Origin of the sequence: Shimia sp. MIT910701, from assembly GCF_047126315.1 — a bacterium.
Classification (GTDB): Bacteria; Pseudomonadota; Alphaproteobacteria; order Rhodobacterales; family Rhodobacteraceae; genus Shimia.
The window spans coordinates 3,921,266-3,942,511 of record NZ_CP138953.1 but is presented as its reverse complement, the minus strand read 5'-3'; the positions used below and the strand labels follow the sequence as shown (position 1 = coordinate 3,942,511).

The following is a 21,246-nucleotide window of genomic DNA, read 5'->3' as shown; positions in this document are numbered from 1 at the left end:
GTGTTCCATGACAAAACGCGGTGAACAAATGCGGGCTGAGATACTCGCCGTGCTGCGAGAGGCTGATGGTGCCATGTCCGCCTACGACGTGCTGCATCGGTTGCAGGCGTCACATCCAAAAATCGCGCCACCGACGGTTTACAATGCGCTGGCTGCACTTACCAAGACCGGTCGCGTTCATCGGGTCGAATCCCTCAAGGCCTACATCGCTTGCCAATGCGATGGCACTCACAAATTGGCTGTGCTGTCCATCTGTGACGGATGCGGAACTGTCGAAGAACGCACCGCCCCGCGCCTCGTCGAAAACCTCTCTGGCTTCGTTGAAGAAACGGGTTTATGCCACAGCGACATGTCATTGAGGTGCATGGTTTGTGCTCTTCCTGTAGCTCAAATGCCTAAACTCTGGGTCCAAAACACATGAATAGCTTTGATACGATTTTTCGACGCGGAACTGTCGTCAACCATCACGGCGTCCATGAGACAGATATTGGGGTAGATCACGGACATATTACAGCTTTGGGTAACTTGTCGCGCGCAGCATCGCAAACCGTGGTGGATTGCAAGGGCCTGCACATTCTTCCGGGCGTTATCGATACACAGGTTCATTTCCGCGAGCCGGGTTTGACGCACAAAGAAGACCTTGAAACCGGCTCACGCGGGGCGGTCATGGGCGGTGTGACAGGTGTGTTTGAGATGCCCAACACGAACCCGCTCACAACGACGCGCGAGGCCTTTGACGCCAAGATTGCGGCGGGAACAAACCGCATGCACTGCGATTTTGCTTTCTATGTGGGTGGAACCCACGCGAACGTCTCGGAGCTTCCTTTCCTGGAAAAACTGCCGGGTTGTGCCGGAGTAAAGGTCTTCATGGGATCCTCGACAGGGGCACTTTTGGTCCAAGACGATGACGGTGTTGAGGCGATTCTGAGGGCGATCACCCGTCGTGCAGCGTTCCACAGCGAAGACGAATACATGCTGGAAGAGCGCAAGGACCTTCGTGTCCCAAGCGATCCATCAAGCCATCCTGTCTGGCGCTCGCCCGAGGTCGCGCTGAACTGCACCAAACGTCTTGTCGCATTGGCACACAAGACCGGTAAGCGGATTCACGTTTTGCACATTTCAACCGGGGAAGAGATCGCCTTTCTTGCGGACCATAAAGACGTCGCCAGCGTCGAAGTCACGCCCCATCACCTCACCCTCGATGATACTGCCTACGCGCGTCTTGGGACCTATGCCCAAATGAACCCGCCCGTACGCGACGAGTCACACCAGGATCAGATTTGGGCAGGTGTGGCGAATGGCGTCGCGGATATCCTGGGATCGGATCACGCACCGCACACCCGCGAGGAAAAAGAACATGCCTATCCAGACAGCCATTCTGGCATGACGGGTGTTCAGACCCTCGTGCCGACCATGTTAAACCACGTGAACGAAGGCAGGCTGAGCTTGGAAAGATTTGTCGATATGACAAGTCATGGGCCCAACCGCCTGTTTGGAATTGTTGGAAAGGGCCGCATTGCGGTTGGCTACGATGCTGATCTCACAATTGTGGACATGAAGCGGCGCGAGACCATTACCAATGATTGGATTGCATCCCGCGCGGGGTGGACGCCCTACGATGGTGTCACGGTCACCGGCTGGCCAGTGGGTACGATTGTTCGTGGCCATAAGGTCATGTGGGACGGCGAACTTGTGACGCCCAGTACCGGCCAGCCAATGCGCTTTTCTGAGGCGCTCACGGCTCAAACCTGAACCCTGAAAAAGCCACATGCACCTCATGTTCCTCATGAGGAAATTGAAATTGATCCATCTCGCTCGGCGTGCGAACGCAAAATGGTAATAGTTTGAGCAAGGGCGCCATTGTGATGGACTTTATCGAATTCTTGAATGAGCGCGATTGGCTCATGGCCGACGGGGCCACCGGTACCAATCTGTTCAACATGGGTCTGGAATCTGGCGATTGTCCAGAGCTGTGGAACGACACCAAGCCTGACAACATACGTGCGCTCTATCGTGGCGCGGTCGAGGCTGGGTCGGACCTCTTCCTCACCAATTCGTTTGGCGCGAACCGCTCTCGTCTCAAGCTGCATGATGCAGGTGATCGCGCCTATGAACTGTCCAAACGGTCCGCGGAGCTCGGGCGCGAGATTGCTGACGCCGCAGGGCGTCCTGTGGTCGTCGCAGGCTCGGTTGGGCCAACCGGCGAGATCATGGAACCCGTAGGCGCGCTCAGCCACGCAGAAGCGGTCGACATCTTTGAAGAGACCGCACGTGGCCTCAAGGACGGCGGGGCGGACATCCTGTGGCTCGAGACGATATCAGCACCGGAGGAGTACAGCGCAGCCGCGGAAGCCTTCGCCAGTGTTGAGATGCCCTGGGTCGGGACCATGACGTTCGACACTGCGGGTCGCACAATGATGGGTGTCACGTCACCCGAATTGGTCGATTTGGTCAAAAACCTCGACAATCCGCCCGTCGCCTTCGGGGCCAATTGCGGGGTGGGTGCGTATGACTTGCTGCGCACTGTCTTGGGCTTTCACCAAGCATACCCCGAGATACCGATCGTCGCGAAGGGCAATGCAGGTATCCCGAAATACATTGATGGCGAAATCCACTATGATGGAACACCAGAGCTGATGGCAGAATATGCGGTCTTGGCCCGCGCGGCGGGTGCCAAAGTTATCGGCGGCTGTTGCGGCACGACCCCAGCACACTTGGAGAAAATGCGAGAGGCGCTCGACACGCAGGAGATCGGTGCCCGTCCAAGCCTAGAGGCGATCAGCACAGCTCTTGGCGCGTTTTCCTCCGAAAGCGACGGCACCGATGTCGAGGTGGCACGTCCCAAGCGCGAGCGGCGGGGTCGGAGGAAATCTGCAACGCCAACGGCAGCATAGAAACGTATCATGATCACCATTCTGGATGGCGGCATGGGCCAAGAGCTCATTGCGCGAAGTGCGGCTCGACCAACGCCTCTTTGGGCGACCAAAGTGCTGTTGGACGAGCCAGAACTTGTGCGGGCGGTGCATGACGATTTCTTTGCTGCAGGCGCCATGGTGGCGACTACCAACAGCTATGCCATCCATCATGACCGGCTGATCGCCGCCGGGCTTGATGAACAGTTCGAACCGCTTCACCGTGCCGCGTGTGAGATTGCGTGTGCGTCTCGTGACGCCGCAGAAGTTGGGAGTGTGGCGGGGGCGATTGGCCCTTTGTTCGGATCCTATCAGACCGGCCCACTGCCGCACGACGCGGTAGACCGCTTTGCTGAGATTTGCCGCATCCAAGCCCCGTATGTGGATCATTTCCTGATCGAGACGGTCTCTGCCTTGGCCCACGTTGATGCAACGCTTGAGGGCGCAACCGGGCATGAAAAGCCCATTTGGCTCAGCGTGTCCGTCGATGACTATGACGGCACGAAGTTACGCTCGGGAGAGCCTCTCGAACACGTGGTGGACCGCATCGACCGAGCGGACGCCTTGCTTGTCAATTGCGCTACCCCCGAAGCGGTAACAATGGCCGTAGACGTCATCAAAGGCTGCGGGAAACCCTTTGGTGCTTACGCAAACGGTTTCACTGAAATCACCCAGAGTTTCGTCCAGGTGGGTGCGACCGTTCAAGAATTGTCAGCGCGTACAGATCTAACGCCAGCAGCCTATGCCGATTTTGCGGAGGACTGGGCTCAGATGGAAGCGACCATCATAGGCGGCTGCTGTGAAGTTGGACCTGCGCACATCGCGGAAATCGTGCGGCGGCTGACCTGACCTCTTAACTGCGGGCCATGTATCCGGCATCAAAAGCCCCGGGTAGCAGGTCACCGATCGTTGTAGCTTCTTCTTTGCCGTCGGTGGTGCCCATCCAAACGGTCACATCGTTTTTGCCAAACTCTTTTAAGCGCTGTCGGCAGGCACCGCAGGGCGGCACAGGTTCTGGCGAGTCTGCAATGACATAGGCCTCAATGACTTCGGTCTCCCCTGCGACAATCATGGCAGCAAGCGCCGCTTCCTCAGCGCAAGTGCCCACTGGATAGGCGACATTCTCAACATTTGCTCCGATGTAGATCTTCCCAGATGCTCCGCGCATGGCGGCGCCAACCTTGAAGTTCGAATAAGGCGCATAAGCGTTCTCGCGAGCGGCGGCGGCTGCTTCACGAAGGTCAGGTACCGAATTTGGCATCAGCATTGAAGACTACTCCTTTTTGGTTGAACTTGGTCAAACCTCACGGAAATGAGGGCGGCATAAATCATATGCCAAAGCTTACTTGCGCAGCTCTTTCGTTGGAATACCCATCTGTAGCGTTAATGGTCGGCTGGTTTTCCTGCTGCACAGTAGTGCCGCTTGGCTCGCATCTGCAGAAATTTCCATGCTGCAAGCGCTCGCAGCATCATTTAAGGACTTCCGCTATGGGCTCTAAGCCGCCATGCGGCAGTACGGCAGCGTGTCCGCAGCAAAACTGCGCGCAAACCAAGGTTATCAACTGCTGGTGCCAGCCCGAAGCAGACGTGATCCGCATCGTTGCTGGTTCCAGTCCAAACCCAAAGGTGGGCAGATTCCGGAAGTTGGCTGCGCGTTGCTCAAAGGTCTGCAACGCGGACAATCCGGACATTAAAGCGTTCGCGCTGAAGGTCCGCTGTTGATTTTTCTCAACTTCGGCGGTAACTAACCGATCCGTCTCAACCCCGAACCCCACGGAAGTCCGATGTAATCGCTGCGCACATACTTGAACCAACACCCTGGTAAATTCTGCCGGGTGGTTTTGTGCGACTACTCGAAACATCGTGAGACAATCATGGAAATTCTTAAATACCCGCGCACGCGGCACGTTGAGGGTTCGCGCCTTCAAGTGGGCGATATGGCGGATGACAAACCAATTAAGGAGCTTTCGGGCCAAGTCCTGGTCGTTGAAGAGAAGCTCGACGGGGCCAACTCTGCTGTGTCGTTCGACGCCAATGGCACCTTGCTGCTTCAAAGCCGGGGGCACTACCTGACCGGTGGAGGTCGGGAACGGCACTTTGCCCTGCTAAAGACTTGGGCGGCCGCCCATGCGCATGTCCTGCACCCCGTGCTGGGCCATCGCTTCGTTATGTATGGCGAGTGGATGTATGCCAAACACACTGTGTTCTATGACAGGCTCCCCCACTATTTCATGGAGTTCGACGTGCTGGACCGGGACAACGGTGTGTTCCTCAGCACGGCGGCCCGTCGTGTATTGTTGACCGGATTGCCGATCATGCCCGTGCCGGTCGTCCATACAGGAGAGATCAGGTCTGTCGACCAGCTTGTCGGTCTGACCCGGCCATCCCCTTACAAATCCCCTGAGTGGCGTGATGCCTTAACCGTGGCAGCAGAGCGGTCGGGCAGCCGTCCTGACAAGGTTGGCAAGCAAACCGAGGACAGCGACCTGGCTGAAGGGCTGTACCTGAAACAGGAGAGTGCAGATCACGTGGAAGACCGTTTCAAATTCGTCCGTGCAGACTTCTTACAGGCGATTGAAGCGGCTGATGGGCATTGGCATGACCGTCCAATCCTCCCGAACGGGCTCGCCGACGGTGTTGACATTTTTGCGCCCACATTGGGTTTGGATGGAGCCTATGATGCGTAAGCCCATGAAACCCACCGTCACACATGACCACCTGCTGGCTTTGGTTCCTACCGACCCGGCCTGGAAGGTGGACTGGACCGAGATTTGGTCGCTCTGGCCGGAGCTTGCCATCCTCGACACCTGTCCGCAGGACCCGATCCACCACGCCGAAGGTGATGTTGGGAAGCACACGCGGATGGTTGTCGAGGCGCTGGTGGCTGATCCAGACTGGCAAGGGCTACCCGTTATGGATCGGGGCAATCTCTTCTGGGCTGCCGTCCTGCATGATGTGGGCAAACCTTCCGTGACGAAGCATGAAGATGATGGGAGGGTATCTTCCCGTGGTCATTCCCGGATCGGGGCCTCCATTGCACGGGAACTGCTCTGGCATGCTGGATCCCCATTTGTGTGGCGGGAAGAACTTTGTGGGATCATTGCCCATCATCAACTGCCGTTTTGGCTAATCGAACGACCCGACCCCATACGCATGGCCATCGAAACATCATGGCGTTGTCGGCCGGATCACCTGTGCCTGCATGCCAAGGCCGACGCATTGGGGCGCACATGCGAGGACCAGCAGGCCATCCTGGAGAGTATCAGCCTCGCCGCATTGACGTTCCAAGAGGCCGGGTGCTGGGACCGTCCGTTTGCCTTTGCTAACGATGAAAGCCGCGTCGCCTACTTCGAATTGGAAGACCGTGATCCGCGCTATGCGGCTCATGAAGCGTTCACCTGCACCGTCACGGTGATGTCCGGCTTGCCTGGTGCCGGGAAGGATACCTGGATCAGCAAACACCGCCCCAATCACCCCGTCGTCAGCCTTGACCTGATCCGGGACGAACTGGGCGTCTCAGCTAATGCCAATCAAGGGCAAGTCATCCAAGCCGCATATGAAAGGGCCAGAGAGCACCTGCGGGCCGGACGTGACTTTGTCTGGAACGCAACCAATGTGACGCGCCAAAACCGATCACGCGTGTTGCGGTTGCTGCGTGGCTACGCTGCTCGGTTCGAGATTGTCTATCTCGAACCAGGCCCAGACCAACTGCAGCGTCAGAACCAGGATCGGCCAAATGCTGTGCCTGACGCCGTTATTGACCACTTGTCAAAGAAGCTGGAACCGCCGCAGATTTGGGAGGCGCATAAGGTTACCTTGATTTAGCGCCGTCGCGCGAATGCGGACATTGGCGCGGCACGCGGCATTCGGAACTTTGGGCTCATAGGCGCCGTTTGCTGCAAGACACTCTAATGGCTGCTTTGGGCCGAGTGCAGAACTTCTGGCAGTATTATTGGATCACTTGACTAAGACTTTGCGATTCGGCGGAAAAATTCCGCTTGCACATTCACGCCTGTCTCTTTTGGGATGACAGTTTGCCTTTCTTCCGGCTTTGTTATTTAGTGCGAGCCTAGGGTCAGGACCCATTGATTTCCGTCTAATGGCATGCTTCACGGTTTGAAAACGAGCGGTGAACATGTCTGATCTTTTCTGGTTGACGGACGCGCAGATGGCGCGTCTTGAGCCCTTCTTTCCTAAATCCCACGGCAAACCACGCGTCGATGATCGACGTGTCTTGAGCGGGATTATTTTTATTAACCGCAATGGGTTGCGGTGGCGCGATGCACCTGCGGAGTACGGGCCGCACAAGACGCTGTACAACCGTTGGAAGCGTTGGAGCGACAAAGGTATCTTCGCGCAGATGATGGTAGGTCTGGCTGCCGAACACGGCGAAGAGAGGACTGTGATGATTGACGCCACCTACCTCAAGGCTCACCGAACCGCGACCAGTTTGGGCGTCAAAAAGGGGGGCGAGGACGCCTGATTGGCCAAACCAAGGGCGGTATGAATACCAAGCTGCACGCCATCTGCGACAGCCGGGGACGCCCTCTCAACCTGTTCGTTACAGCCGGGCAAGTCAGCGACTACATCGGCGCGCGGGCATTGGTGAGCAGATTGCCCAAAGTGGACTGGCTGCTTGGAGATCGGGGTTATGACGCCGATTGGTTCCGAGAAGCGTTGAAAGACAAAGGGATACGCGCTTGCATCCCTGGTCGAAAGCGGCGCAAAAAGACTGTAAAGTACGATAAGCGCCGCTACAAACGGCGCAACCAGATCGAAATCATGTTCGGCAGGTTGAAGAATTGGCGGCGTGTCGCAACTCGATACGACAGATGCCCGAAGGTCTTCCTGTCCGCCATCGCCCTCGCAGCTCTCGTTATTTACTGGCTATGAGTCCTGACCCTAAGGGAAAAGATATATGTTTTCAAAATCGCCTAAATCGCGTCGCACAAAAATGATCATGGCGGCTGTGGCTTCTCTCTGTTGCATGTCCTGTGCGCCGGAACCCCGCACGTTAACTCTGCAAGAGGCCACCGGATGTGCTCTGGAAGACACTGAATGTCTTGAAGCGTTGGATGCGGCCGCAGGCGAATAAACAGCCTGCGACCCTTTGGGGTTGAGGCGCTAATGCGCCTCTTTCTGCATTACACCTTGCATCAGAGCTTTGAGATCGACCTCAGTCCCGGTGACCTCTTGGGCACAGCTCATTATGATCATCGGCGCTTCCATCATCAGCCCCTGGTTTTCCATCATGAAATCCATGGCTTGCTCTTGGGAAAGCCCCCGTTTTTCCATCATGAGGTATTCGAAAGGATCTTTGTCACCCGACTCACCGCTGGCTTCAATCTCGAGAGTCTCTGTGATCAACAAAAACGTGTCGTCATCATATTTCGATGCAAATGAATTGGCCTGACAAGAACACAGCTCTTTTTCCTCCGTTCCCTGGCCGGACGTGAATATGCAAGCTTGAAGGTAGCGTTCTTTGGTTTTGGTTTCTTCAACGGTAAACGTCTCCGCATCCACCTCTATGCAAGTTTGATAAATTGGCGCCTGCAACTGCCCAACGACCGGAATGACCGATGGCATCAGTTCGCGTTTCATGCTTTGCATCGCATCCGCAAAAAACATCATATCTAGTCCGGTTTGTCCCAGAAAGAGTGCTGTCATTTCCTTTTGCTCTGGTGTCAATTCGCGCAGTGCTGCTTCGACCTCAAATGTGGTCTTGGTGCAGGCGCATTGTTCGGCGTTGAAGTCCTGCGCTTCACAATACCCGTTCAAATAGGTTTCGATATTGGCCAGTGCGGCTGTGGCCAGAGACAACGTGCTAATGGCGGCGATGAAGAGGCGTTTGAAAATCATGATCTGTGTTTCCTATTTCAAGCAAGAGGCGAGTGTGGTTGTGTTGACAGCGCGCAGCCACATCGGACGTTGGAGTTTGATGTTTGCATCGCTCGCATCAAGCACACCGTGCATGCTAAGGTCGCGCCCGCATGTCAGTTGCAAGATACGCGTTACGCCATCGGGCATTTTCAGCTCTCCGACATAGACATTGTCACCACCATGCTGACGCGCGAGCTGTATGCTTTGGCCTTGTGATTTCATGGTCAAGAATTCACCGCAGCTCTCTGTGCTAAGCGTTGCTTTGGCCATGACCGGCGTGCCCACCGGCATGTTTGGAACCGGTTTACCATCGGGCCCGATGCCTTTGCCAACAGCGCCGGAGGAATGTAAGGTATACTCGCCAACACAAATCGGCGGTCCAACACCCGTCTTGTCGTCCAGATCGGTTGAGGTGCTACTTGTTTCTGGCTCAGATGCGTCTTCTTGGTTTTCCGTATCTTCTTCAACCACGAACACAAGCTCCGGTGCTGCTATATCCTCGGGCTCTTTCACCACAAAGACCAGATCTGGCGCGGAAACTTGGATGGGCTCTTTCACCACGAACAGCAAATCTGGCGCAGAAATTTCCACCGGTTCTTTCACAACGAATATCAATTGCGGCGCTTTGATTAGTTGAGGTTCACGCCTTACAAGCTGAGGCACAAAGCCGTCTTCATCCTCCAGCACGGGAATGTCTCGCAGCTGGCCAGTCCCGTCGGGCAACGGGTTTGAAAGATTGGGATCTTGGCCGTCGAGCGTCTGCCCCATCGCGAGCGTAGCCAACATCGCACAGATGCAGAAGCAGGGTAGGAAAACACGAAGAATGCTATGCTGGTATCTGGTCATTATCGCGGCCTACTGCCCGCTGGTACAGAGAGGAGTACCCCGGGTAGACTCGGTGAAATCCGCATTCAGCTGACCTTTGATATAGGCGCAGGTGCCAAATGTTGCTGGCGAAACAGGGTCGCCGTTCTCAACGTAAGAGGTCGCAGTGGACAAGTTTTGCTGCAGGCTGCCCTTATACATTCTGCAGTTCCAATTGTACGGCGCGTTACCCCATTTGGAAGAGTTCTTCATGTCGGGCGGAATCGTCCAAGGGAAAGCAATGTGATGCGTCCCATCTTGGGGGGGTGAAATTAGGTCTCCCGGGTGCGCTAGAATATAGTCTTGGTGGATTTGCCGATGTGCGCCGCCCGCCTGTCTGAAAACAGTGCAAGTTACCCAAAGGCCCGTGTCTACCTTCCTGGCGTTACCGACGAACTTAATCGGCACATTCAGGATAAAATCGTCGATGTGCTGTTCGGCAAAGGCTGCGCCCGTAGAAAGCAAACCGCAAACCATCGCGGCGGCTAAGTTCAGGGTAATCTTCATGCGCTTTATCCTTGTTTGTAGGGTCATTGACACTCTTCGGGCCCAAACATCTCTTCGCAGGTAAGAGTTGTTTCATGCATTTCTTGTTCGGTCATATGATCTGAACCGTCACAAGCGAGCAGAGCCAGTGACGTTAAAGCAACGATAATCGCAGGGCCGAAATAAGAGCGTCTGGCGGATTTCATTGAGTAACCTCAAGTGTTTGCGTCGCTAAGACAATATCATCACCATTTGATATGCCCGTCACACCGAGAACATAGCGCAGCTCATAGGTGCCAGCTTTCTCGGGCGCTTTGAGCATGGCCGGAGCGCCTTCTTGCGCGCTTAAGCGGGTCTCATATTTGAATGGCTTTGCACCGATCTCAGCGATGGAGATATAGTCGCTTTCGAAATTCGGCCCCCGCCAATTGATCGGTAGCGCACTGCCCGCTTTTACGGTCGTTGGGGACTCAAGGGTTGCAGTAACTTCCGTCACGTCGATCATCTGGCGAGCCAGAACAACGTCGTCGCCATTGGCACCCGTCACCGCAAGCACATAGCGGATTTCATATTGGCCCTGAACGCCCGGGACCGTCAGCGTGGTGGGGCTGCCCTTGCGAGTAAACTCACGGGTGATGTGTTTGAACGGCTGCGTGCCTGTCGCGGCGATAGCGATATAGTCACCATCCTGGTCCGGCCCCGTCCAGTCACTGGCAATCGTTTGACCCATCTTGGCTGTGGCGGGCGCAGTAACGCTTGCTATGGTGTCTTCAATGACGATGGGCCGAGACGCGAGAATGACATCATCATCGTTCGAATTGCCCTGTGCCAAGACGTAACGCAGCTCATAAGTGCCAACGACCCCCGGCATTGTAAGTTCAAGCGGCGTGCATTTTCGGACCAAAGTCCGGTTCATGTGTAGATGCGGCGCATCGCTTTGCGCAGCAACAGAGATGTAATCGCCTTCGGCCCCAGGCCCTTCCCAAGCAACAGAGATCGAAGCGCCTTTTGACGACACCTCAGGAGCATCAAGTCTCGCCTCAAGCCAAACACCGGTATTAGCCCATGTCTTTACCTTAGCAAGCAAACCGTCTGCCATCGAAGGCAGTGTCATCACATCAGGGCGTGCCCGTAGGTTCAAACCCTCTGCAAAACCCGCGTCTTGCGTAATGGCAACATCGTGCAGACAGATCGCATACCAAGGGTCTGTGAGTTGTTTTGCGTCGCAAATCTTTTTTGCCGCGTCCAAAGCCGATAGCTCTATTGACGCAGGCTCCGCTGGATGACCTTCAATGGCGAAATCTGCCGCTGTCTCACCGGCGCGATATGGCAGGAGAGGTGAATTTTCCTGCAAGCGCCACCGCCGTGTAAAATCACTATGAATCCAAGACCAGTGGTCAAAACCGTCGGGGATGTCCAAATCATTTTTCGGATCACCGTCATTGTCACCCAACAATCCCGAAACCGCGAAATCGCCGTAAAGCTCTACATCAACATTGATATGTTTGTGCAGCTTTCGAACACTGACAGCAGCAACACCTGATTGCACAATCCGTACGAGATTGTCGCGCGGGCGTGTCACCAAAACGCCTTCTACCGTTCCTGCTTTAAAACTCTGCAGCGAAAGCGATGCGCTGCCGTTAAAGGCCCGCCAAGTATCATCACGCAGGTCATAGTTCAGAACCAGCTGGCCAAAACGTATTCCCACCGCAGAGTGCGCACTGGTCGTATTGGTGTATGGGCTAAGACGCACATGAACGGCAAAGCGGTCATCTTCTGCTTCAACCAACCGCATATCGCCGGCGCTTTGAAGATCGTAAAGCAACCTGTCAAAGGTCGTGTAATGCGGCTCCCCCCATCCACCGCCTTTGGCATCGGGCTCGTCATCTGGATCAGGTGGAATATCGCACCCAGGCTCCATGAAATCGACCATTTCCATTTCTTCGCAATAGGTTTTCCCGGCCTGGCACCCGAGTTTTTTGGCCTCGTCGCAAAGCAATGTTTGCCCCAGTCGCGCACACGCGGTTTTGAGCCGATCAATATCTTTTTCGCAATCTTCTTTGACCTTGGCGCATTTTTGTCGGCAATCGGCCTCACCACCTCCTGCAAACCCATCGAAAAACGATTGTGCCTTTATCGGAGACGCGATTGTGGCCGAAAGGAAGGCGGCCAAGAGAACCGCGAAAAATTTAGGCTTGAACATCGATTATGGCCTTCCGCAGATGTCAGAAAGGGAGCGCAGGAACTGAGCGAGATTGAACACCTCGGTTTCGTTTAAATCGTGCGCTTTGCCTTCGGGCTGGGGCGCTTGCGCAAAAAGCTGCACAACGGGATCGGGGTGCTTTCGTGCCTCGTCTTTCATGCAGGCCAAATCGGCTTCTAACACAGGGTCTATCGCAGGCAGGACAGTGATAGGTTGGCTAGCCAGAATATGCTGGTCCTGACTAAGTGCATAGGTCACCACATATTCTCCTGGTGTCTGCGGGGCGCTGAGCATCGTCGGCGAGATCGCATCAATTCCAAGCATCACCGCTTTGGGGCGCTCTCCTGCACGCCCGATACCAATGCGGTCGGTTTGATAACCAGGACCAATCCACGTGACTTCGAATTGCTGACCCGCTTCAACCTCATCAGGGAATGAGAGATCGACGGGAATGTCACTGATACTGATTTTGCGCGTTGCCAAAACTTGCTGTTGCGCAATGCGCATCAACGCAATTTCAAAGTTGCCCGGACGCGGGGGCATTTCCAAAAACGCGGGCGGCGGTCCCGTTATGACCTTGCCATTGATTTTCACGCCCTCCGGCAAACGCACGATAACCTCGTAACCGTCGTCATCAATATCTTCTATGTTCAATCCTGCCCAGCTGATGGGGACAACGGCCGCTATTTCACTTTCAGCTGGGGCGCTTACTGAGAACGCTTCAACCCTTTGAACTTCGCTGACCACTTGGCTCATCGCTTCAGAGAGCTCTTTGGCGTCTTTTGCACGCAAAAACAGGCCCCCGGTCTCGTTGGCGATGCAGGTCAGCTGCGCATCGGCTTGAGGGTCTTCAATATCAAAGCCCACCACATGCGCCGTAAAGTCGACACCAGTTTCTTCCAGCATCCGCGCGACAGCGCATGGATCCGGTGAGCAAGTTTCAACGCCATCTGATATTAAAATCACCGTAGCCCTATCCTCTACATGGCGCATTGAAGAGGCCGCCTGAGATATAGCCGAGGCCATAGGCGTTTTGCCTTTAGGAGAGATGCGATTTACTTGCGACGCAATCTCACCAACTGTTTCCGGCCCAGTTTCCACCAAGACCTCAATGTCCCCGCAATCCCCTTTGCGGCGATGGCCATAGGCCATCAAACCTAGGTCATCCCCTGCCGCCAAATCGCTCAAGAGTGTGCCTATAGTGTTTTGGGCAATGGTTATCTTTGCTTTGCCGTCGATTTGCCCCCACATCGACCCAGAGGCGTCAAGCACCAACATAGTCTTATCTTGTGCGATCAGTGGAGTTGTGAAGAAGCTCGCAACCAAGGCTGGTACAACGACGCGTTTCATCTGCATGGAACGGTCCTAGCTATAAAGATACAGGGTAGAGGAAGCGTCACTTGAGGCCATGTCATCCCAAGACGTGACAATCATCACTCCGCTTCTCTCGCCAAACGCTTTGAGCGCGGTTGTGGCGAGCCTCTCTTTTTGCAGGTCGCTGATTTTGCCGCCTTTTTTGACTTTTGATATTTTCATCCCATCAAAGAATGCAGCTTTGGGCGTAAACATCTCACCGGGGAAAAACATCTCCCCCGGAAACACGACCTTTTCAGCACGCGGAGAGCTGAAAATCGCAGCCACTGTCCCTCTTGTCACTCGGACAAAATGGAACTGTGGCCTTGCGATATCATGGCTTGGAGTGATCTCAAGGTTTTCTGCCAAAAACATGCGTATTTTGGACCCGTGGAACCCGACCAAATTGTCTGCGAGGCGCAGATCGACAACAGCCGTGCGTTCAGCCCACGCCACATGCGGGATCATCAGGAAGGCACTTGAACCGAAAAGCACATCGCGACGTGTGGCATGTGCCCCGAGGGCGCATTTAAACTTGTGCATCAATAGTACTCCAAATGATTTTACTTCAAGCAACATCATTTGGAGAGCTTGCTGTTGCAATATATCGAAATTGATATATCAATTTTAAGGTATGGAACGGACAATTCTTGAATGTGCTTACAGCATCGAAACAGCGAAATCTCCCGATGCTGCCTGGGCGCGCATGCTGGACACGCTTGCGCGTTTTAAGCTCTACAAAGTAATCTATGCGACAAGAGACGATGGCAGCCCACCCCATTGGAACGTGAGGTCAAGTTTGCCCAATTCATGGCCTCGTGAATTGGCAAAGGATCCTGAATTCATTGAACCATTTGTTACATTCTGCTGCGCAACATTTGAGCCAACAAAGGTCGGGGCTGAATATCTGGACCTGAACGATCATTATATTGACGAGTACACACGCAAATATATTCAAACGACGACCAAATTTGACTGGCACGCAGGCATTGGGATTCCAACCGCTTTGAAAGGATCGGGCAGGCACGGCGGGTTCATCTTGGGTAACGCCATGATGCGATACGACTTTGAAAGAAGCGTAATGCCTTTGGTTGATGACCTCCGAACGCTTTGCCTTGTTGCGAACGCACGGTTTGAGACGTGGAGGAAGGGGGAGATCCACCAAGATGTAGTACGACCGTTGAGCCCACGTGAAATACAGACGTTGGAAATGTTATCGAGAGGACTACGTCCGAAGCAAATCGCGGATGAGCTTGGCTTAAAAGAGTCCTCTGTTCGTCTATATACAAAAAATGCACGAAATAAGCTCGGCGCGTTGAACAACAATGAGGCCGTGCGACTGTTTATTGATCGGCGACATAAATAGCTAAGGCCATGCAACCGGTTTGAAGGTTAGATCGTATGGAAAACTGGAGCGATTACAGAGTATCGCACAAGAACCAATTTGGCTCTGATTCATTTCTTTGTTTTACACACGTCAAATCATTCTGTTTTTGACTTGTTAGGCTGTGGTTTGATGCAAATTAGCCCCTATTATTAATCACAGTCGCGACCCGTGCTGCAACTGCGAGGTCGCGTTGCCAACAATGCTTGTACCTCTAGTGAAAAGCGCTCTGCTATCGCAGTGACCGCTTTGTCCTAGCCGAGGCGTCAGTTCAGGTTGCCGCGAACGACTGAAGTGACGATATGCGACGTACTGTAACAAAAGACCTGCAGCAAGCGCGAAGGGATGCTTCGCTAGCAAAAGCTGCACTTGCAAAAGTTTGCTTTGTCCGCGACCTGTAAATTGCCCCTCAGATCCTCGCTGCGTATTGCATGAATGGCAGCGATCCCTGCCGCCGCGCGGCGTCGATGATAGAGCGACTGCAGAGATTTTCGTGCTGCGAGCGCGCGCAGCGAGAAATCGCAATGACTGCCATGGGCTCTAAGCCGCCATGCGGCAGTGCAGCAACGTGTCCGCAGCAAAACTGCGCGCAAATCAAGGTTATCAACTGCTGTTGCCAGCCCGAAGCAGACATTCTCATTCTGCAGAGAAGGCGGGAAACGTACGTTCTCTTCGCTGGGCCAATCACTCATTCCTCCTCGAAAAATGCTCCCTACAATCGGTACTTTGCAGTCCTCCATGGAAGTAGATGCATGAGGTTGACTGAAGCTAGAGAATACCTCAGGTTGTGACCACCAACAGCATTGCCGTGAGGAAGGCTTTTTTGTCCAACAAAATTATATTTTCGTCCAATATTAACATTGGCCAGAACGGCGCCGAGAATGACGATGAGTTTCTCTTTAAGTGTTTTGTCGATCACCACGCGTTGACCGAACTCACAGATATCAATAACCCATCTAACTTCGTCTTGGGAAGCACTGGGAGCGGCAAAACAGCCTTGCTTCGAATGATTGAGAAAAACGAGGAAAACTGCGAAGCCTTTGAAGTTCACGAGATGGCGATGAACCACATCGCCAACAGTGATGTTATTCAGTTCCTTCAAAGTATCGACGTCGACCTTAGTATCTTTTTCCAAGCTCTTTGGCGGCATGTGATTTGCATCGAATACATTAAGCTAGTCACTAGTGCTGACACAAAGGACAAGTTTCGATTTATTCGGACGAAAATCGTGGACTTCATCAAGCGAGAGAGCGTTCGAGAAAAATTGGTGAAGTTCATTGACGATAATGAACACAGGTTTTGGAACACCGTAGATGAGAACATCATTGAGATTACGGAGGCTCTGGAAAAGAACCTGACTGCCTCGCTGGGCGCGGAAGTCGATAAATTCAACGCACGTGCTGGTTATGCTAGGGGGCTGAGTGCTGAAAAGAAGGTGCAGCTTCAGCAGCGAGCAAAAAAGTTCGTCGATGGCAATACTATTGCTGAACTTGGCCACGTAATCTCTGCACTTTCTGAGTACACAAAAGGACGAGGTGATAAATACTTCATTCTAATTGACAGGCTTGATGAAGCATGGGTCGACGAGTCAATAAAGTATCAACTTATTCAGTCTCTTTTTGAGGCACTAAAGGGACTTCAAAAGCTTCGAAATCTCAAAGTCGTTGTTGCCCTACGAAACGATGTATACGAACGGATGATTAGAGAAGCGCCACCGTCGCGTAACCAGCTGGAAAAATACAATGACTATATAATTCGGCTACGTTGGTCAAAAGATCAACTTTGGAAGCTGGCTGAAAAACGGGTGAATCACTTATTCAAATGGAAATATTCTTCAGAAAACGTCCATTTTGTTGATATATATAAGCAAAAGGTCGACGGTCGAATATCTGCCTGGAACTATTTGGTTGAGCGTACACTACTGCGGCCAAGAGATGTCATAAACTTTGTGAATGAGACTTTGCAAAAATCTGAAGGAAAGTCATCAGTGAGCAAATCTGATTTTCTCAAAGGTGAGCATACATATTCGGACCTGCGCCTCGAAAGCCTTCGGTACGAGTGGCAGGGAACTTATACTGGAATTTCCGTTCTGCTTGAAGCTCTTCGTAACAAGCCTGCCTATTTTGGCGTTTCGGAGTTTGCTACATCCCAGTTTGTCGATCTCTTATGGTCTGAAATAGGGAAAGATACTGAGGGTCAGAAGGACGATATTTGGTTATCCATAAACAAATCAATTGAGGACGAAGATTTGGTCGAGCCAATAAAATGCTGTCAGACTATGTTCTCCCGGCTGCATTTGATAGGTGCGGTGGGCCTAAAGCTGTCTTCTTCGGCTTCTTGGCAGTGGTTTCACGAAACAGGCAAACCAGTCCCCAATCATCAAATCGATATGGCGACAAAGGTGAAAATACACCCCATGCTGCAGTTCGCGTTAGGGGTTTCTGATCGTACAATAAGTAGTAAGGAATGACTATTCATTCATTTCTCCGCAAATTTTGGAGTCACCAATATGGTATTAGGTTGGAAAGTTTGTGTGCAATAGTCGCATTTTTGGCACCAAGACCATGTCATCCGCTGCCGCACTTTGCAAAGTCCGCTTTCTGCGCATCGCTGCCATTTGTGGCTCACGCAGCATCCGGCACCGCTGCGTTTTAGTATTGAAAGGCAGCTTTCGGGATCTGCCCACCTTTGGGTTTGGACTGGAACCAGCAACGATGCGGATCACGTCTGCTTCGGGCTGGGAGCGGGCATCCGGCAGTTTCATCTCTAATCACTGACCAAGAGGTCCACCTCGGCCAGGCGCCGACGGCAGCATTGCGCAGAAAGCAGAATTTGCAAAATCGTCGGATTTTAGGGCTTTGCAGAGGTTTCGTGCCGCACGCGCACTTGGAAAAGCCGCCCTTCGCCGCAGGTGCAGCCGCCAATTGTCATCGAACGGGAAAGGAGCGGGACAGTGCCGTTGTTCAAACACCGATGGTCAATGTCTGCCTTATGCATTATTGATCTCAGCGCAATGCAACCGGCCAGGCAACCAGACCGCCCCGAGTTTATCGCGATGGCAACCGTCTTGATGGCAACAATTGCGTTGTCGATAGACGTGATGTTGCCCGCGCTCGGGGACATGGCATCGGAGCTTGGCGTGGAAAGCAACCGACGCCAGATGGTGATCGTTGCCTTGTTTTTGGGGTTGGCGGCGGGTCAGTTGGTGTTCGGGCCAATGTCGGACAGCATAGGCCGCCGACCGGCTATCGTCATTGGCGCAGCCTTCTTCGCTGTCGGCGGTTTGATCTGCGCAATGGCAACGACTTTCGAGACGCTCATAGCGGGCCGCCTGTTGCAGGGCGCGGGAGCCGCAGGGCCTCGGATTGTCACCGTGGCGCTGATCCGCGACCGCTTCGAAGGTGCCGCGATGGCGCGCGTGATGTCCATTATCATGGGCATCTTCATCATGGTGCCAGTTCTTGCTCCATCGCTCGGCCAGGCTTTGTTGCTAGTAATGCCCTGGCGTGGATTGTTCACGCTTCTGTCGGTCGTTTGTGTCGGTGGAGCCTTGTGGCTTCTTCGCCGGCAGCCCGAAACGATTCTGGAGAAACGCACCTTTCGGGTCGGCAAATTCGCTGCTGCTGTTCTCGAAGTCCTGACGGAACGACGGGCCATGGCATTCACTGTGGCAGGTGGTCTCTGCTATGGTGCGCTTATGGGATATATCAACTCCTCGCAGCAACTCTTTCAGGAAACTTATGAAGTCGGAACTCTTTACGCCGTCCTATTTGGCTGCGCAGCGCTTTTTATATCGGTCGCAACACTGACCAACGCGCGCCTTGTGAAACGCTTCGCCATGGATCGGATTTGTGTTCTTGCAGTCTCAGGGCTGATCATTTGGTCACTCGCCTTTATGGGCATGATGATGATCATGGGTGATCTTCCGCCGCTCTGGCTGTTCATGAGCGCAAACTGTCCAGCACTCTTCCTTCTTGGTCTGACGTTCGGTAACTTCAATGCAATCGCACTGGAAAAACTGGGGCATATTGCAGGGCTCGCAGCTGCTGTAACGGCGTCAGTATTGACGCTCGTGGGTGCTGTCGCGGCGGGCGCAATCGGATTCAGCTACAATATGAGTCTCTATCCCATCTTTCTGGGGTACGCTATCTGCGGAGCCATAGCCCTGATCCTGATGTTATTGCCCTCCGCCAAAAGCTGACATTCGGTCGAAGTGCAGCATTCTGCAAAATGGGCTCGGAGCTGCACTGCGGCAGTGCAGCGCCTAATTTTGCTGCTATAGCTGAGATGACGCCACCATAAATGACGGTAGGCAGCCCTTTCATGACATTCACATGAGGCTCAGAACGTTCTCCGCTGCAGGCGCAAAGCTGTAAGGCCGATTTCCCGAAAGCAGCCTTTCAATAGGAAACCGCAGCGGTGCCGAATGCTGCGTGAGCCACCAATGGCAGAGATGCGCAGGTAGCTGACTTTGCAAAGTCGTCAAACTAGCCACCTATTGCCCCAGAATTCTATGAGTAATGCTGCGACGCAGATCACCGAAGCAGTCGTTAGCTGCGGTTGCGAAGGTTCATGCCAAGCGAAATTGCACAATGCGGGACTTTTCTGCCTTTGGCGGAACCAACCCCGATCAGCAGGTGCAAAGAGTAGCTTAATTTACGCCAAATCCTGTCCAAGGATTGAGGAGTAGCTCAAATCGAACTAATTTGATCTGAATGACTGGTTCGATAATGGCCGAAAATGACCGGTATCTGTCATTGCGCGCCGGAGATATTCTTGAAATTTTCTTGTATATGACGACGAACGAAAATGTCCTCTCTGGACCTTCACCCACTACTAAGCGTGTAGTAGCGCTGGTATACGATGGCGCAAATGCAACAGACATAGTCGGTCCGTTGGATGTTCTGGCTGGTGTCCAACTTGCGCTTCGAACGTCAGACCAACCTTACAAAATAGAAGTTGTATCACTGAATGGCGGGCCAATAACCACGGGACCTTCATGCGTTCAAATTCAGACGATCCCCCTGTCAAGTATCCGCGGTGGGGATATCGATATTTTGCTAGTTCCTGGTGGCGAAACTGCCATGGAGGTGGCGAAACAATCTAAAATGCGATTAGCAATTGAAGAACTTGCCGCTCAATCAACGCACACAGCTAGCATATGCACGGGCGCCTTTCTATTAGCGGAAGCAGGGCTTCTAAAAGAACGAAGAGCCACGACACACTGGGCATGGGCAGAAAAGTTAAGACAAAAGTTCCCAGACGTCACCGTTGAAGATGACAAAATCTACATTCAAGACGGAAAAATATTCACATCTGCAGGTATTACAGCAGGAATGGACCTTGCTCTGGCGCTTGTTCAGCTCCATTTCGGCCCGCGTATAGCTCTAACCGTCGCTCAATATTGGGTTATGTTTCTAAAACGGCCAGGCGGTCAATCGCAGTTCAGTTGTCTCTTGCCGTCAGTTCAATCAATCACTGGACCAATAGAGAGGGTTATGCTGTGGGCCCAAGAGAACCTTGAATCAAGTATTACTGTCGAGTCAATGGCAAGATATAGTTCGATGAGCGCAAGGAACTTCCATCGAAGATTTACTAAAGAAGTTGGTCAAACGCCATCAAAATACATACAAACACTCCGGTTATTTAGAGCAAAAAGCGAACTAGAGCTGTCTCAAAAATCTCTAGACGAAATCTCTAGAGACGCTGGCTTTACAAGTTCACATCAGTTTCGACGAAGCTTCATACGCTCTTTTCAAGTCTCACCTACACAATACCGCAACAGAAATAGAGAATTGCCTTGACACAATTTGGAATTAAAAACTCTTTTCAGGCAAATCTGGAAAATCTAGTAGGCGTTGAATACTATGATGCATCTAACTTTAGGAGTAACCAAGTAGATATGGTTGTAAGCTCCGAAGAGCACTTTTCTCAAATTTCAATCATCTTGGATACACTTGGATTTCAGATCAATCGATCAAAGTGTCTGGACGATCTTTTCTCGAGCATCTCTGAGGACCCGGAACGGACTGCAATTGTAGTTATTTGCATGGATCAGAATAATATACACAGACTAGAAAGTCACTTTAGGCTTCTGAAAATGATGGATTATCACTTACCAGTATTGATCCTTGATTGTGGACTAAACACAGGATCAGGGATCT

Annotated in this window: 19 protein-coding genes; 12 read left to right on the top strand and 7 right to left on the bottom strand. The window is 52.9% G+C overall.

The features are described from left to right. Positions 1-7 precede the first annotated feature (7 nt). From SIB38_RS19185 to SIB38_RS19170, 4 genes are all read left to right on the top strand, one after another. On the top strand, positions 8-421 hold the full coding sequence (locus SIB38_RS19185; protein ID WP_412550839.1) for a transcriptional repressor: 414 nt from the start codon (positions 8-10) through the stop codon (positions 419-421). Next, positions 418-1,752, top strand: coding sequence for a dihydroorotase (locus SIB38_RS19180; protein ID WP_412550838.1), 1,335 nt, complete (start codon positions 418-420; stop codon positions 1,750-1,752). The genes SIB38_RS19185 and SIB38_RS19180 overlap by 4 nt, the downstream gene beginning before the upstream one ends. A gap of 113 nt (positions 1,753-1,865) precedes the next feature. Continuing rightward, the gene (gene bmt, locus SIB38_RS19175) at positions 1,866-2,894 is read left to right on the top strand and encodes a betaine--homocysteine S-methyltransferase (protein WP_412550837.1); all 1,029 of its coding nucleotides are present in this window, start codon (positions 1,866-1,868) and stop codon (positions 2,892-2,894) included. 9 nt (positions 2,895-2,903) lie between these two features. Then, positions 2,904-3,761, top strand: a complete 858-nt coding sequence (locus tag SIB38_RS19170) for a homocysteine S-methyltransferase family protein (RefSeq protein ID WP_412550836.1) — start codon at positions 2,904-2,906, stop codon at positions 3,759-3,761. A 4-nt stretch (positions 3,762-3,765) separates the two neighbouring features. Here SIB38_RS19170 and cdd read toward each other — a convergent pair whose 3' ends face one another. Then, positions 3,766-4,179 carry a cytidine deaminase gene (gene cdd, locus SIB38_RS19165; protein WP_294119319.1) on the bottom strand — a complete coding sequence of 138 codons (414 nt, stop codon included), beginning with the start codon at positions 4,177-4,179 and terminating at the stop codon, positions 3,766-3,768. A gap of 607 nt (positions 4,180-4,786) precedes the next feature. On the opposite strand from cdd, the gene SIB38_RS19160 reads away from it, so the two are divergent. The 4 genes from SIB38_RS19160 to SIB38_RS19145 all read left to right on the top strand — a co-directional run bounded on the left by SIB38_RS19160 (position 4,787) and on the right by SIB38_RS19145 (position 8,007). Beyond that, positions 4,787-5,599, top strand: a complete 813-nt coding sequence (locus SIB38_RS19160; protein WP_412550835.1) for an RNA ligase family protein — start codon at positions 4,787-4,789, stop codon at positions 5,597-5,599. After that, entirely contained in the window at positions 5,589-6,737 is a 1,149-nt protein-coding gene (locus SIB38_RS19155; protein ID WP_412550834.1) for an AAA family ATPase, read from the top strand. The genes SIB38_RS19160 and SIB38_RS19155 overlap by 11 nt, the downstream gene beginning before the upstream one ends. 310 nt (positions 6,738-7,047) lie before the next feature. Next, a protein-coding gene (locus tag SIB38_RS19150; RefSeq protein WP_412550833.1) for an IS5 family transposase occupies positions 7,048-7,805 on the top strand; the annotation gives its coding sequence in 2 pieces (ribosomal slippage) (positions 7,048-7,369 and positions 7,369-7,805; 759 coding nt in all). A 25-nt stretch (positions 7,806-7,830) separates the two neighbouring features. Next, entirely contained in the window at positions 7,831-8,007 is a 177-nt protein-coding gene (locus SIB38_RS19145) for a hypothetical protein (protein ID WP_412550832.1), read from the top strand. 29 nt (positions 8,008-8,036) lie between these two features. Here the strand turns inward: SIB38_RS19145 and SIB38_RS19140 are convergent, their stop codons facing one another. The 6 genes from SIB38_RS19140 to SIB38_RS19115 all read right to left on the bottom strand — a co-directional run bounded on the left by SIB38_RS19140 (position 8,037) and on the right by SIB38_RS19115 (position 14,277). After that, a complete protein-coding gene (locus tag SIB38_RS19140) occupies positions 8,037-8,771 on the bottom strand; it encodes a hypothetical protein (protein ID WP_412550831.1) in 735 nt (244 codons plus the stop codon). 12 nt (positions 8,772-8,783) lie between these two features. Further along, positions 8,784-9,638 (bottom strand): hypothetical protein, encoded by an 855-nt coding sequence (locus SIB38_RS19135; RefSeq protein WP_412550830.1) that lies wholly within the window; start codon positions 9,636-9,638, stop codon positions 8,784-8,786. A gap of 9 nt (positions 9,639-9,647) precedes the next feature. Beyond that, the gene (locus tag SIB38_RS19130; protein WP_412550829.1) at positions 9,648-10,163 is read right to left on the bottom strand and encodes a hypothetical protein; all 516 of its coding nucleotides are present in this window, start codon (positions 10,161-10,163) and stop codon (positions 9,648-9,650) included. A 181-nt stretch (positions 10,164-10,344) separates the two neighbouring features. Next, positions 10,345-12,345, bottom strand: a complete 2,001-nt coding sequence (locus tag SIB38_RS19125; protein WP_412550828.1) for a VWD domain-containing protein — start codon at positions 12,343-12,345, stop codon at positions 10,345-10,347. Between the two features lie 3 nt (positions 12,346-12,348). After that, complete coding sequence (locus SIB38_RS19120) at positions 12,349-13,701, bottom strand: vWA domain-containing protein (RefSeq protein WP_412550827.1); 1,353 nt, start codon at positions 13,699-13,701, stop codon at positions 12,349-12,351. Between the two features lie 9 nt (positions 13,702-13,710). After that, a complete protein-coding gene (locus tag SIB38_RS19115; protein WP_412550826.1) occupies positions 13,711-14,277 on the bottom strand; it encodes a hypothetical protein in 567 nt (188 codons plus the stop codon). A gap of 55 nt (positions 14,278-14,332) precedes the next feature. On the opposite strand from SIB38_RS19115, the gene SIB38_RS19110 reads away from it, so the two are divergent. The 4 genes from SIB38_RS19110 to SIB38_RS19095 all read left to right on the top strand — a co-directional run bounded on the left by SIB38_RS19110 (position 14,333) and on the right by SIB38_RS19095 (position 20,886). After that, positions 14,333-15,064, top strand: a complete 732-nt coding sequence (locus SIB38_RS19110; protein ID WP_412550825.1) for a response regulator transcription factor — start codon at positions 14,333-14,335, stop codon at positions 15,062-15,064. Positions 15,065-15,869: 805 nt separating this feature from the next. Then, a complete protein-coding gene (locus SIB38_RS19105) occupies positions 15,870-17,552 on the top strand; it encodes a P-loop ATPase, Sll1717 family (RefSeq protein ID WP_412550824.1) in 1,683 nt (560 codons plus the stop codon). 483 nt (positions 17,553-18,035) lie between these two features. Next, positions 18,036-19,283: a multidrug effflux MFS transporter gene (locus tag SIB38_RS19100; protein WP_294119313.1), complete on the top strand. Its 1,248-nt coding sequence runs from the start codon at positions 18,036-18,038 to the stop codon at positions 19,281-19,283. Positions 19,284-19,797: 514 nt separating this feature from the next. Then, a complete protein-coding gene (locus SIB38_RS19095) occupies positions 19,798-20,886 on the top strand; it encodes a GlxA family transcriptional regulator (RefSeq protein ID WP_294119314.1) in 1,089 nt (362 codons plus the stop codon). Positions 20,887-21,246: the final 360 nt, after the last annotated feature.

Bases quoted from the DNA above. Each gene is read 5' to 3' on its own strand.
- SIB38_RS19135 (WP_412550830.1), bottom strand. From the start codon at position 9,638: ATGACCAGATACCAGCATAGCATTCTTCGTGTTTTCCTACCCTGCTTC.
- SIB38_RS19120 (WP_412550827.1), bottom strand. From the start codon at position 13,701: ATGCAGATGAAACGCGTCGTTGTACCAGCCTTGGTTGCGAGCTTCTTC.
- SIB38_RS19130 (WP_412550829.1), bottom strand. From the start codon at position 10,163: ATGAAGATTACCCTGAACTTAGCCGCCGCGATGGTTTGCGGTTTGCTT.
- SIB38_RS19110 (WP_412550825.1), top strand. From the start codon at position 14,333: ATGGAACGGACAATTCTTGAATGTGCTTACAGCATCGAAACAGCGAAA.
- SIB38_RS19160 (WP_412550835.1), top strand. From the start codon at position 4,787: ATGGAAATTCTTAAATACCCGCGCACGCGGCACGTTGAGGGTTCGCGC.
- cdd (WP_294119319.1), bottom strand. From the start codon at position 4,179: ATGCTGATGCCAAATTCGGTACCTGACCTTCGTGAAGCAGCCGCCGCC.
- bmt (WP_412550837.1), top strand. From the start codon at position 1,866: ATGGACTTTATCGAATTCTTGAATGAGCGCGATTGGCTCATGGCCGAC.
- SIB38_RS19145 (WP_412550832.1), top strand. From the start codon at position 7,831: ATGTTTTCAAAATCGCCTAAATCGCGTCGCACAAAAATGATCATGGCG.
- SIB38_RS19115 (WP_412550826.1), bottom strand. From the start codon at position 14,277: ATGTTGCTTGAAGTAAAATCATTTGGAGTACTATTGATGCACAAGTTT.
- SIB38_RS19125 (WP_412550828.1), bottom strand. From the start codon at position 12,345: ATGTTCAAGCCTAAATTTTTCGCGGTTCTCTTGGCCGCCTTCCTTTCG.
- SIB38_RS19095 (WP_294119314.1), top strand. From the start codon at position 19,798: ATGACTGGTTCGATAATGGCCGAAAATGACCGGTATCTGTCATTGCGC.
- SIB38_RS19155 (WP_412550834.1), top strand. From the start codon at position 5,589: ATGATGCGTAAGCCCATGAAACCCACCGTCACACATGACCACCTGCTG.
- SIB38_RS19180 (WP_412550838.1), top strand. From the start codon at position 418: ATGAATAGCTTTGATACGATTTTTCGACGCGGAACTGTCGTCAACCAT.
- SIB38_RS19170 (WP_412550836.1), top strand. From the start codon at position 2,904: ATGATCACCATTCTGGATGGCGGCATGGGCCAAGAGCTCATTGCGCGA.
- SIB38_RS19140 (WP_412550831.1), bottom strand. From the start codon at position 8,771: ATGATTTTCAAACGCCTCTTCATCGCCGCCATTAGCACGTTGTCTCTG.
- SIB38_RS19185 (WP_412550839.1), top strand. From the start codon at position 8: ATGACAAAACGCGGTGAACAAATGCGGGCTGAGATACTCGCCGTGCTG.